7 protein-coding genes and 2 pseudogenes are annotated in these 12,434 nt (G+C 72.1%); 2 read left to right on the forward strand and 7 right to left on the reverse strand.

All coding sequences use genetic code 11. The features are described 5' to 3' along the window. Positions 1 to 77 precede the first annotated feature (77 nt). The 7 genes from AQJ67_RS00565 to AQJ67_RS00595 form a co-directional block, all read right to left on the reverse strand. Positions 78 to 2,324, reverse strand: a complete 2,247-nt coding sequence (locus tag AQJ67_RS00565) for a S9 family peptidase (protein ID WP_208614877.1) — start codon at positions 2,322 to 2,324, stop codon at positions 78 to 80. Then, positions 2,297 to 4,081, reverse strand: a complete 1,785-nt coding sequence (locus AQJ67_RS00570; RefSeq protein WP_062715900.1) for an N-acetylglutaminylglutamine amidotransferase — start codon at positions 4,079 to 4,081, stop codon at positions 2,297 to 2,299. Before AQJ67_RS00570 ends, AQJ67_RS00565 begins: the two co-directional genes overlap by 28 nt. Positions 4,082 to 4,231: 150 nt before the next feature. Beyond that, complete coding sequence (locus AQJ67_RS00575) at positions 4,232 to 5,434, reverse strand: carboxylate-amine ligase (RefSeq protein WP_079055704.1); 1,203 nt, start codon at positions 5,432 to 5,434, stop codon at positions 4,232 to 4,234. Positions 5,435 to 5,695: 261 nt separating this feature from the next. Continuing rightward, positions 5,696 to 6,952 carry a PP2C family protein-serine/threonine phosphatase gene (locus AQJ67_RS00580; RefSeq protein ID WP_062715901.1) on the reverse strand — a complete coding sequence of 419 codons (1,257 nt, stop codon included), beginning with the start codon at positions 6,950 to 6,952 and terminating at the stop codon, positions 5,696 to 5,698. Positions 6,953 to 7,064: 112 nt separating this feature from the next. Then, on the reverse strand, positions 7,065 to 7,790 hold the full coding sequence (locus tag AQJ67_RS00585) for an SDR family NAD(P)-dependent oxidoreductase (RefSeq protein WP_062715902.1): 726 nt from the start codon (positions 7,788 to 7,790) through the stop codon (positions 7,065 to 7,067). Between the two features lie 153 nt (positions 7,791 to 7,943). Then, positions 7,944 to 9,494, reverse strand: a complete 1,551-nt coding sequence (locus AQJ67_RS00590; RefSeq protein ID WP_062715903.1) for a glycoside hydrolase family 43 protein — start codon at positions 9,492 to 9,494, stop codon at positions 7,944 to 7,946. 88 nt (positions 9,495 to 9,582) lie between these two features. Further along, positions 9,583 to 10,656 (reverse strand): LacI family DNA-binding transcriptional regulator, encoded by a 1,074-nt coding sequence (locus AQJ67_RS00595; protein ID WP_062715904.1) that lies wholly within the window; start codon positions 10,654 to 10,656, stop codon positions 9,583 to 9,585. A gap of 896 nt (positions 10,657 to 11,552) precedes the next feature. Between AQJ67_RS00595 and AQJ67_RS48835 the strand changes: the two are divergent. Continuing rightward, positions 11,553 to 11,690: pseudogene (locus AQJ67_RS48835) on the forward strand (X2-like carbohydrate binding domain-containing protein); the annotation flags it as partial. A gap of 30 nt (positions 11,691 to 11,720) precedes the next feature. Beyond that, a pseudogene (locus AQJ67_RS48840) lies at positions 11,721 to 12,362 on the forward strand (alpha-amylase); the annotation flags it as partial. Positions 12,363 to 12,434 lie beyond the last annotated feature (72 nt).

The following is a 12,434-nucleotide window of genomic DNA, read 5'->3' on the forward strand; positions in this document are numbered from 1 at the left end:
ACGCCCCTGGAGAGCGGTTGGCACGTGGCGACCGTATCCGCGCCCCGGCCGGGCGGCCGACTCGGCCCGGCCTGGGTTCACAGGTGGAGGTGTCGCTCCAGCCAGTCCGCGGCGGCCCGGCGGAACAGTCGCCGGTTCTCCGCGCGCAGGAAGTCGTGGCCCTCGTCGCGCAGGGTGAGCAGTTCGGCGTCGATGCCCCGCTCCCGCGCGGCGCGTACGAACTGCTGGGACTCGCCCGGCGGCACGTTGGTGTCGTGTTCGCCGTGGACGGCGAGCAGGGGGACGCGCAGCGCGTCGATGCGGCTCATCGGCGACAGGGCGTTCAGCAGCTCCCGGTCGCGTTCCGGGTGGCCGTACTTGTGCGCCGCCGATTCCGCGATCCAGGGCTCCGTACCGGCGAAGAAGGTGAGGAAGTCCGACATGCCGCAGACGGCGACCGCGGTGCGGAACAGCTCCGGGTGCCACACGACGGAGGCGAACGTCAGATAGCCGCCGTAGGAGCGGCCCATCACGGCCAGCCGGGTGGGGTCGGCGGGGCCCGCCATGACCGCGTGGCCCGCGCAGTCGGCCACGTCGTCGAACGCCGCGAAGCGACCGGAGCCCAGGTCGGCGTCGACGAAGGAACGGCCGTGCCCGAGGGAGCCCCGGACGTCGGGGGCGAAGACGTCGAGGCCCCGTCCGACCAGCTCGTGGTAGAGCGGGTGGAACACCGGACGTTCCTGTTCCTCGGGTCCGCCGTGCAGATGGATCACACAGGGTGCCGGTTCGTCATAGGCGCGGCCGGGCGCCCTGTAGTACCAGCCGCTCAGGGGCAGCCCGTCCCTCGCCGTCAGACGCAGCGGGACGGGGCGTACCGGGGGGCGGCCGGGCGGGACGGCGTCCTCGTCCTGGGAGGACCAGGGGGTGCGCAGCATGGACACGCCTTCGTGGGCCCACCAGATGCCGGGTCGGCGTTGTGATCCGGACAGGGCGAGCATCAGACGTCCGCTGCCGGCGGCGGTGATGCGGGTGACGACCTCGTGGGGCAGGGGGACGGGCCGGGCGGGGCCGGTGCGGTCGGGGGCCCGCCGGGTCGGGAAGGTCTCGACGAGTTCCAGCTCGCTCGCTCCCTGGACGTTCCAGGACAGGGCGGCGGTGCGGCCGTCGTGGGCGAGGGCGAGGAGTTCGAGGTCGCTGCCCGGCCGTTCGGCCACGACCGACACGGCACGTGCCTGGCCGTCGCCGTCCAGAGCGACCGCGAAGAGCGCCGCGAACTCCCGGGCGGTGTTGCTGCGCAGCCACAGGGTCCGCCCGTCCGGGGAGAACCGGCCGATCCACGGGTCGCCGTCGGCGACCGGCAGGGTGAAGGTGTTCTCCGCGTCGGCGGTGCGCCGCACGACCGCCTCACGCCGGCCGCGCGGGCCCCGGCGCAGCAGCGCGAGACCGCCGTCGCGGCTGAGATCGCACAACCTCAGGGAGGCGGCGTGGGTCTCCGTGGTGAGCAGCACGGGGGACGCCAGGCCGTCCGGGTCGATCAGGTAGACGGACAGTCCTCCGTCGGGCCGGACCGCGGGAGCCGCGGGAGCCGCGACGTCGATGGCCGGGCCGCGGGGCTCCCGTCCCGGTGCCGCGTCGTGGGCGGCCGGGCCGAGGAGCGTCGGATGGCCGTCCCGGTCCGCCCAGTCGGCCGCCAGGCGGGTGCCGAACGGGTGGCCGTCGGCGGGTTCCGCGTCCGTGTCCGGCACGGCGTGCCCGGCGAAGACCTCGAACCGGGGGGCGGGCGGTGCCGCGAAGGTGACGGCGACGGCCGAGCTGTCGTGCGCCCAGCAGCCGAGATAGGCGGAGCTGGCCGGGTCGGAGCCGGCCAGGAGCCGTCGGCCGGAGCCGTCGGGCCGCACGCACAGCACGCGGGTGTGCTCGCCGCCGCCCGGGGCGGTGGTGTACGCGATCCAGCGGCCGTCCGGTGACCAGAGCACCTCCTTGACGGGATCCGGTGAGGAGTCGAGGAGCCGTACGTCGTCACCGCCGACGGAGCCGGCCCACAGCTGCGGCACGCCGCCCCGGTCGCAGATGAAGGCCGTCTCGGTGCCGTCGGCGTTGGCCGAGGGATACCAGCAGCCGTGTGCGCGCAGCCGTGTCACGGCGTCGCGCGGGCCGCCCGCCTCGGGCAGCGGCTGCGGTTCCGGGGCGGCGCGGGCGGTGTCGTGCGGGTCCCCCGTCCGGCTGTCCGGGGGCTGCGCGCGGGTCGAGTCCAGGGTCCCGGGACGAGCGAGCACGTGCGCGGGGGCGTGTGCCGTCCGTGTCTCCCCGTCCTCGGTCACTTGATTCCGTGGGTCTGCAGCCATATCTCCAGCAAAGCAATCTGCCACAGGGCGTTGGCGCCGCGCCTGGTCCGGTGCTCGTCGGGTGCCGCGAGGAGCTCGGCCACGTACGACTCCTGGAACAGACCGCGTCGTCTGGCCTCCGGTGCCTCGAGTGCCGTACGCACGCGCTGCAGTACGGGGCCCGCCATGTGCCGGATCGCCGGGACCGGGAAGTAGCCCTTGGGCCGGTCGACGATCTCACGGGGCAGGAGCTTGCGGCCGGCCTCCTTCAGTACGCCCTTGCCGCCGTCGGCCAGCTTCAGTTCCGGCGGGCAGGCAGCCGCCAGCTCCACCAGTTCGTGGTCGAGGAAGGGCACCCGGGCCTCCAGGCCCCAGGCCATGGTCATGTTGTCGACCCGTTTGACGGGGTCGTCGACGAGCATGACGTGGGTGTCCAGCCGTAGGGCGGCGTCCAGCGCGGTCTGCGCTCCGGGTACGGCCATGTGCCGGTCGACGAAGCGGCTCGACACGTCCTCGCGGGGGATCATGTCCGGCCGCAGGACCCGGGCGAGGTCGGCGTGCGAGCGGTCGAAGTAGGTCGCGGCGTACCGCTCCGGTTCCTCCTCGCGGGAGACCTCCGCGAGCCGCGGGTACCAGTGGTAGCCGGCGAAGACCTCGTCGGCGCCCTGGCCGCACTGGACGACCTTCACCTCCTTGGACACCTGCTCGGACAGCAGATAGAAGGCGACCACGTCGTGGCTGATCATCGGCTCGCTCATCGCCGCGACCGCCCCGTCCAGGGCCGTCGACACCCGGTCGGAGGGCACCATCAGCTGCCGGTGGACGGTCCCGAACTCGCGGGCCACCAGGTCCGAGTACCGGAACTCGTCGCCCTTCTCCCCGCCTTCCGTCTCGAACCCGACGCTGAACGTCATCAGGTCACGCTGGCCCTCGTCGGCCAGCAACGCGACGATCAGGCTGGAGTCGAGGCCGCCGGAGAGCAGGACCCCGACCTCCACGTCGGAGACCATCCTGCGGCGTACTGCGGTGCGCAGGGCGTCCAGTACGGCGTCCCGCCATTCGTCGGCGCCCATGTCGGCGCGTTCGGGCCGGCGGGTGTAGGAGGGCTGCCAGTAGCAGTGGTCGCGGTGGGTGCCGTCCGGTTCGACGACCCGTACGGTGGCGGGCGGCAGCTTGCGTACGCCGTTGAGGACGGTGTGCGGCGCCGCGACCGTGGCGTGCCAGCTCAGGTACTGGTGCAGGGCCACCGGGTCGAGTGAGGTGTCGACGTCCCCGGCGGCGAGGAGTGCGGGCAGTGTCGAGGCGAACCGCAGCCGGCCCGGTGTCCGCGCCAGGTACAGGGGCTTGATGCCGAGCCGGTCCCGGGCGAGGACGACGCGGCCGGTGCGGTGCTCGACGATCGCGAAGGCGAACATGCCGAGGAAGTGCTCCACACAGGCGGTGCCCCACTGCTGGTAGGCCTTGAGCACCACTTCGGTGTCGGAGGTCGACTCGAACCGGTGCCCGAGGCTTCGCAGCTCCTCGCGCAGCTCCGGGTGGTTGTACACGCAGCCGTTGAAGACGCCGGTGATCTGCGCGCGGGCGTCGGTCATCGGCTGGGCGCCGCGGTCCGATAGGTCGATGATCTTCAGTCGCCGGTGGCCGAGCGCGACCGGGCCCCGTGCCCAGGTGCCCTGACCGTCGGGCCCACGGTCGGCGAGCCGGTCGGTCATCCGGCCGACCGCCGCCCGGTCGGCTCGCCGACCGTCGAAGCGGATCTCCCCAGTCAGACCGCACATGACGGCCCGCCTCCCTTCCACGCCTCTGCGTTGACGCAATTCCACGGGAGTGCCTGCTCGCGTCCGCCTGCCGGGATCGCGAGGATCCGGGCGGTGGTGCGGGACAGCACGAATCCCCTTGCGGGTGACCCGGTGATGTTCACCGGCACATCAGCCTCCGATGCCGTCCGGCGAGGCCGGGTCGGCGGAGGCGCGGGAACGGCGCGTGACGACGACCGGGGCCAGCACCCGGTCCTGGTGACGGCGCCGCACCGGCCTGCGGTGTCCGCGTTCGCCGCGGGTCTCGGCGATCAGCATGTCGACACAGCCCAGCAGGTCCTCTTTCTGCGCGGCCCGGCGTATGCGCTGGGCGGCGCTGCCGTCCGCGAGGGCCGCCTCGGTCAGCTCCCGGACGGCGTCCCAGTCCCCGTGGGTCTCCAGCGCGGGCCGCAGCCGGGCGAGCAGCTTCCGCACGACCTGGTGGGCGGGCGCCTCCTGGTGGGTCTCGGGGTCCACCAGGGTGCCTTCGAGCCCGGAGCGGGCGGCTCGCCATGACGCGCCGCGCAGCCACTCGTGCCGGCCCGCGCAGCCGGGGGAACCGTTCTCGCGCAGTCGCTCGCGGGCCTCGGTGACCAGGGCGCGGAAGAGTCCGGCGAGGAGGACGACGGTCTCCGGCCGGGGGCAGGCGTCACAGGTGCGCAGTTCCAGCGTCGGCAGATGAGCCGAGGGGCGGACGTCGTAGTAGATCATTCCCGCGTCGCTGATGACCCCGGCCCGCACGAGGTCGTCCACGGCCGCGTCGTACTCGGCCGCGTTCGGGTAGCAGCCGACCGGTCCCGCGGTGGGCCAGCGCTGCCACAGCAGGGTGCGCCAGCTGGCGTATCCGGTGTCGGCGCCCTGCCAGAACGGTGAGCTGGCGGAGAGGGCGAGCAGCACGGGCAGCCAGGGCGAGACTTCGCACATGACGCGGACGGCGGTGTCGCGGTCGGGTACGTCCACATGGACCTGGGCGCCGCAGATGAGCTGTTCGTCGGCGACCTTGCGGTACTCGTCGGCCATGTGCCGGTAGCGTGCCCCGGCGGTCAGGGGCGCCAGCGCGGCGGGCGCCAGGGGGGCCGTGCCGGCGGCCACCACGGCGAGGCCCAACGAGGAGGCTGCCGCGTCGAGTTGCCTTCGGGTGCTGGTGAGGTCGGCGTACAGGTCGTGCAGGGTTGCGTGCACCGCGCTGTTCGACTCCACGGTGCACTGATGCAGTTCGGTCGTGAAGGTGCGTCTGGGAAGCCGCCTCAGCACCGCGTCGGCACGCGGGACGAGCCTGCCGCTCTCCACCTCCAGGACGTGGAACTCCTCCTCCACTCCGATGCACACGGTCACGATCGCTCCTAGGGATCCGAGAGCCTGCCCGCGGGGTGGGGATCACCCGGCCCCGGGGAGATGCGGCGGCTTGTGGTGCTTTCTGAGTTCCCACCTTTCGACCAGGTAAGCTCCGTTTGCGCACATGAGCCGCGGGTCTCACAGATGAGCAGGTGCGGTCGGCCGACCGCCGTGACCTCGGGGCCACGGCCCTGCTCGTGGACGATCGTCGTCTCCAGGATGGGGGAGACACCGCGCAGCAGCCAGTTGACGCCCTCCGGCTCAGCCGTGCCGGCCCGGCGACAGCCCGGTCAGGCGGGCCGCCGCCCGGGCGGGTTCCACCCGCGGGCCGATCCATTCGCAGAGCAGGACGGTGGCATCGTCCTGGAGCCGGCCGTCGTGGTACTCGAGAACGGCGTGGATGAGTCGGCGCAGCGTCTCGGGGACGGGCAGTCCGTCGGCGTGGTGCCGGATGAGGAAGTCGGTGAAGCGTTCCAGGCCGAACTCCCGGTCTCCGGGCCGGCGTGCCTCGGTGATGCCGTCGGTGTACAGGACGATCCGGTCGCCGGGCTGGAGGTGCTCCTGGCACACCGTGCCGGGCACGCCGAGGTCGAGGCCCATAGGGTGGGCCGGCGGGCAGGCGAGGTGAGTGGTCCAGCGGTTGTCGCGCAGGACGATCGGCGGATGGTGACCGCGGTTGACCCATTCCAGGACGCCGGTGCGCGTGTCGAGCGTGGCGAGGACACCGGTGACATAGCGTCCGCCGGCGTACTGCTCGACCAGGGCGGCCTCCACCGCCTCGGCCTTGCCCAGGAGGTCGGCGCCCTGGCGGCGGGCGTTGCGGCAGGCTCCCAGCGCGAGGGTGCCGGACAGTCCGGCGGCCGTGTCGTGGCCCATCGCGTCGAAGATCGTCAGATGGACCAGGGGGCCGTCGACGGCGTACTCGAAGACGTCACCGCTGATCTCGTAGGCGGGTTCCAGGGAGGCGGAGATCGCCACTCTCCCGTCGGCGTAGGTGCGCGGCGGCATGAGGTTCCACTGCATCTCCGCCGCCAGGCTCATCGGTTGCGCCCGCACCAGCTTGGCCAGCGCGTCGCTGGTGCCCCGTTTGCTGACGACGATCAGCGAGATGAGCGCCGCCAGCGCCTCCATGTCCGCGCGGGTGTCCGCGTCGTCGCGAGCGGCGCTCACGCGCAGCACCCCGATGCGTTCGGTGCCGTCCAGCAGCGGCACCCACCACGCGGACCCGCCGCCGCCCGCGGGCGCGGCGGCCAGGACATGGCCGTACTGGAACACCCGCCCCGCGACCGTCCCCTCGATGTGCAGCTCCCTCTCGTGCCCCTGGTCCGCCGCCTCGTCGCCCGGAAGGAGACGCAGCGAAGTGCGCCGCAGGTCGGCCACGTAGATCTGCAACTCGTCGAAGGCGGCGGCGCGTGCGCACTCGGCCGCCTTGGACGGAAGCAACTCGATCGGCATGAGGTGGCTGGCGTACAGCAGATCGGCGAGCATCCGTCGCCCGCCCTCGGCGCTCCGCTCCATAGCCGCCCACCTCCGTCGGTCGCCGGGCACCGGCGCAAGCCGCTCCTCCGCACGCACGGGTACCCGCTCAGCCGGGTCTCAGATGGGCCCGCCCGGCTGCGGTCCACTCGCGTCAGAGCTCGGTGCCCGTCTCCGCGGCCAAGGTCCGCAGCAGCCGGTCCTGGAACGCCTCGTCGTGGACCGCGCGGTGCGGCCGCATCCGCTGCCGGTGGTACCAGTACCCGCCGGTGGTCAGGGCCTCGGGTTCGTCGCCGACGGCGAGCCACTCCTGCGTCCGGTGGCCGAGTTCGAGGTCGTCCGGCGCATGGGGTCCGCCCATTCTGGTCGGGACCCAGCCCGGATCCACGGCGTTGCTCGGCACCCCCGGCCGCAGGCGGGCCACGGCGGCGGCGAGGGCCGTGACGTACAGCTTGCTGTCGGCGTACGAGCCCGCGCGCTCGCCCCGCCAGTCGACCCGGTCCAGCGAGGGCCGTCCGTCGAAGTGCGAGCCGCTGCTCAGGTACACCAGTCGACGCGGCGCTCGCAGCAGGGCCGTGAGCAGATACGGCGCGACGACGTTGACCGGCATGACCGCGGGCCCGCTCCAGACTCCGGCGTTGTGGATGACCGCGTCGAGCGGCTCCGCCTCGTTCAGCTCGGCGGCGACACGGCGTACGGCGGCACGCTCGGTGAAGTCGCCCACGACGAGGTCCGCTCCCCGTTGGCGCAGCGGGCGCAGGACGGCCGCGCGCTCCTGGTTCCGGGCATGCACCACCACACCGTGCCCCGCGGCCAGCAGGGCCTGCGCCGCGGCCCGCCCGAGCCCGTCCACGGAGCCGGTCACCAGAACGCGGCTCATGTGCGCACCGCCACGACCGCTCCTCGCATGAAAGCGTCTCCTTCCGGCTGCCGGACGCCTGTACGTGATCCGTCGTACCGCATGGCGAACGGTGACGCAGCTGCCGGCGACATGACCCGCGGAACCGGCCGTCGTCAGAGACCGAGGCCCGCCTCAGTCCGTACGGGCCTCGTAGTCGAACCAGTCGAAGTGCACGGTTCCGGTCGACGCGTACAGCCCGACGACCCGTCCGGTGAAGCCGCCGGCGACCTCCGTGGACAGGTATCGGCCGTCCAGGGCGGCCAGTTCGACGTAGGTCCCGGCCTCGTCCTCCACGCCGAGGGTGACGGTGTCCGGTCCTTGACGGGCGTCGGTGACCTCCCGGGTGGCGGTCGTCTCGACCCTGAGTACCACGGGGCCGGGGGCGGTCGGGTGGGAGGCCACCTCGGAGCGGAACGGGCCGACGCGGGCGAGGACCCTGACCTGTCCGGGGGCCGCCTCGATCTCGTAGTGGTGCTGCTCGTCGAGCCGGACGGCCAGGCCCCCGCGCCCCTCGGCCGGGTCGGCCAACGTCCGTGCGCGGCAGGAGAGATCCCGCTGGCGGCGGCCGACGAAGGTGACCTCGGGGTCGTCGAGCGACTCCCCGCGGGCGTGCAGGCTGAGCCAGCCGGGCCGTTCCCCGGTGGTGTGGTCGCGGGCGGGACGGGAGCGGGGCGAGATCCAGGCGGGGGCGAGATCGCCGAGGTCGAAGTCGTCCCGGACCGGCACGGCGGCGGGCTCCCGCAGCGGCCAGGGCGGCGGTGCCATGGTGAGCGCCACCTCGCCGACGACCGGCCAGTCGTCGACCCAGGTCACCGGGGCCAGGAAGGTCTCCCGGCCGAGGATGTGCCAGCCGGGTGTGCCGCCCAGTGGTCGGACACCGAGGAACACCATCCACCACGAGCCGTCCGGCCCCTGCACCAGGTCCCCGTGGCCGGTGTTCTGGATGGGGTGGTCGGTGCCGCGGTGGGTCAGGATCGGGTTGGCCGGGCAGGGCTCGAAGGGGCCGTCGGGGGTGCGGCCCCGGGCGATCGAGATGCCGTGGCAGCGCTCGGTGCCGCCCTCGGCGATGAGCAGGTACCAGTAGTCGCCGATCCGGTACAGGTGCGGCGCCTCGGGGGCCTTGGCGCCGGGCGCGCCGGACCAGAGGCGGTGCGGCTCGCCGAGCGTCTCTCCGGTGTGCGGGTCGATGCGGTACTGGCTGACGCCGGCGACGGTGCACCAGCAGTTGCCGTCGTCGTCCCAGGCAAGGTCCGGGTCGATGCCGTGCACGCCGGGCAGCAGGATCGGATCGGACCAGGGGCCGGCCGGGTCGGTGGCCGTGAGCAGCATGTTGCCGTCACCGCTCACGTTGGTGACGACCAGCCAGAAACGGCCGTCGTGATGGCGCAGGGTGGGCGCGTAGAGGCCGCCGGACGAGGGGGTGCCGCGCGGCAGGCTCAGCTGGCCGGGCCGGTCGAGGGCGTTGCCGATCTGGGTCCAGTGCACCAGGTCACGGCTGTGGAAGACGGGCACGCCGGGGAAGTACTCGAAGCTGGAGCAGGCGAGGTAGTAGTCCTCCTCCCCCGCCCGGCAGATGCTCGGATCCGGGTGGAAGCCGGGGATCACGGGGTTGTTGGGGTTGTTGATGGTGGTGGTGTCCGTCTGCGGATTGCTCGTCACCGTCGTCACCGTCGTCACCCTCATCGAGTCCTTTCGCCGACCAGCGGAAAGAAAGTTTCGTGACCTCTCACAGAGACTTTCCACTGGAGGCTAGTCAGAGGCCCGGGTGGGGTCAATGGCCCTTGGGCGGCGGTGCCGTGCTGGACCGGACCGTGAGGGTCGTCGCGATCTCCAGGCCGACCTGGGGGGCCTCCTCGCCGCGGCCGAGGGTGAGCGCCAGTTCGGTCGCGGCCACGGCCATCTCGGTCAGCGGCTGGTGGACGGTGGTCAGGGGCGGTTCCACCCAGGCCACGACCGGCAGGTCGTCGAAGCCGACGACGCTCAGGTCCTCGGGGATACGCAGTCCGGCCTCGCGAGCCGCCTGGTAGACACCGAGCGCCTGGAGGTCGTTGGCGGCGAAGATCGCGGTCGGGCGTTCGGGCAGCGCCAGCAGGGCACGCGCCGCGGTGGCGCCGTCGTCGCGGGTGAGGCCGGCGTGCACGACGATCCCGGGATCGACGGGCAGACCGGCGGCCCGCAACGCGGAGCGGTAGCCGTCGAGCCGGGCCGCGCAGCACAGTTGGCCCTCGGGTCCGCTGATCATCGCGATGCGGCGGTGCCCGAGTTCGGCGAGGTGACGGGTCGCGGTCCGGCCGCCGGACCAGTTCGTGGCCCCCACGTACGGGACGCCGTCCGGCAGCTCCACGATCGGGTCGAAGACGACGAACGGGATCCCCTTCGCCGTCAGTTGCTCCCGCTCGGCCTCGGAGAGCTGCGCCACGGACAGTACGCAGTTCGGGCGCCGGGAGACCGTGTCCTCCCAGGCCGGGGCCTTGCTGTCGGGCAAGCCGAACTCGGACACCATGACGCCTACGCGATGCTGCCGGGCCACCCGTTCCACACCCCGGATGATCTCGACCGCCCACATGTCCTTGAGCTCGCGGAACACGAGCTCGACGACATTGCTGCGGTTGCTCCCGGCCGGCTTGCGATAGCCGTACCGGTTGATCAGCTCCTCGACCCGCGCACGCGTGCCCGCGGACACCCCGGACTTTCCGTTCAACACCTTGGAGACGGTCGGCACCGACACACCCGCCGACTCGGCGATGTACGCGATGGTGACCGACTTGGGCGCGCCACGCTCCTCGCGCTTCCGATCCGCCGGTCCCTCTGCCGCGTTGTCCGCCACGGTGGCCTTCCCGATCATCGAATCACCCGTCAGCGCCGCTCAGCCGCGCCGGGTCATCCTCGCATCTCTTTGCCTTCTCCGCCGCACGCAACGAAAGTTTCCCTCACGCCGACACCTCAGCCGGCTCGCGACACCGAGCCGCCCCACCGGAAGGTGCACGTGTTGACGACGCGACTGGCAAGTTCCCTCTCCCCGCTCCTGACCCGTCTCCTCTCCCGGCGCCGCGCAGGCAGACTGACAGCGGCCCTCCTCCTGGCGACAACCCTGCTCCCCCTGCTGCCCGCCACCACCGCCCGGGCCGCCGATCCGCCCGTACCGCCGCCCAGCGCGCCGGCCGCCCGCAGCATGATGGCGGCCATGCAGCCCGGCTGGAAAATGGGCAACACCTACGACGCCATCCCCGACGAGACCTCCTGGGGCAACCCGCCCGCGACCAGGGAACTCCTCAGGAAGGTCGGGTCCCATGGCTTCAAGAGCATCCGGCTGCCGTCACCTGGGCACCCATCAGGGCGCCGCCCCGGACTGCAGGATCGCCCCGGCCGACGAGAGCTACCGGCTGCTGGCCGAACTCGACAAGGTGTTCCACCAGATCGTGCGTGAGTCCGACGGCCGGAACACCGACCGTCTGCTCGTCCTGCCCACCCTGTACACGAACTCCGAGCAGGGCCGGCTCGACGCGCTGGCATCATCGAGGCGGGCGAACAGTTCAAGTACTTCGAGTTCCTGGGCACCTACGCCCGCGAGCGGGGCTCGCCACCATGCTGTGGGACGCTGGCCAGTTCCTGAACCGCAACACCCTCCAGTGGCGGGACCCCGACCTGTTCGCCCAGATCAGGTCGAGCTGGACCACCCGTTCGGGAACCGCCTCCAGCGACCAGGTGTTCCTCCCGAAGTCGAGCCGCGGCACCAGTCGGATGCTCACCCTGAACCCCAACGGCATCAACTTCCAGGGACTCAGGCACGGCAACCGCGCCCTCGCACAGGGCAGGGACTACACCGTCTCCGGCAATCAGCTCACACTGACGGCCGCCGCGCTGACCGAACTGGCCGGCGACCGGGCGTACGGGGTCAACGCGACGCTGGAGGCGCAGAACGCCTTCGGTAACGGCAAGGACTCCGACGACAGCGTCAACGACGCCACGTACAACGTCGTCTACGTCGACAGCCATGACTACGGCCCCAACAAGTCGAGCACCCGCTACACCGGCGGCACCGACGCCTGGGCCGAGAACATGTCCCTGATGTGGACCTTCCGCGGCATCCCCACCCTGTACTACGGCTCGGAGATCGAGTTCCAGAAGGGCAAGCAGATCGACTGCGGCCCCACCTGCCCGCTCGCGTCGACGGGCCGCGCCTACTACGGCGGCCACCTCCAAGGCACCGTCACGGCCTCCGATTTCGGTACGGCGGACTCGGCCACCGGCGAGGTCGCCACCACCCTTGCCCAGCCGCTCGTAAAACACCTCCAGCGGCTGAACCAGATCCGCCGAGCCGTCCCGGCCCTCCAGACGGGCCAGTACTCGACCGACGGCATCAGCGGCTCGATGGCCTTCAAGCGCCGCTACACCAACGGCACCACCGACAGCTTCGCCCTCGTCACCGTCACCGTCACCGTCACCGACAGCGCGACCTACACCGGCATCCCGAACGGCACCTACCGGGACGCCGTCACCGGCGACGTGCGCACCGTCTCCAACGGCACTCCCAGGGATGTAAACCCAGGGATGCATGCCGGCACGGATGTGGATCCCTGGGTTGATGGCAGACGCACCCACCGTTCTTAGGGTTGAGGAATC

Source organism: Streptomyces caeruleatus (assembly GCF_001514235.1).
GTDB classification, from domain to species: domain Bacteria; phylum Actinomycetota; class Actinomycetes; order Streptomycetales; family Streptomycetaceae; genus Streptomyces; species Streptomyces caeruleatus.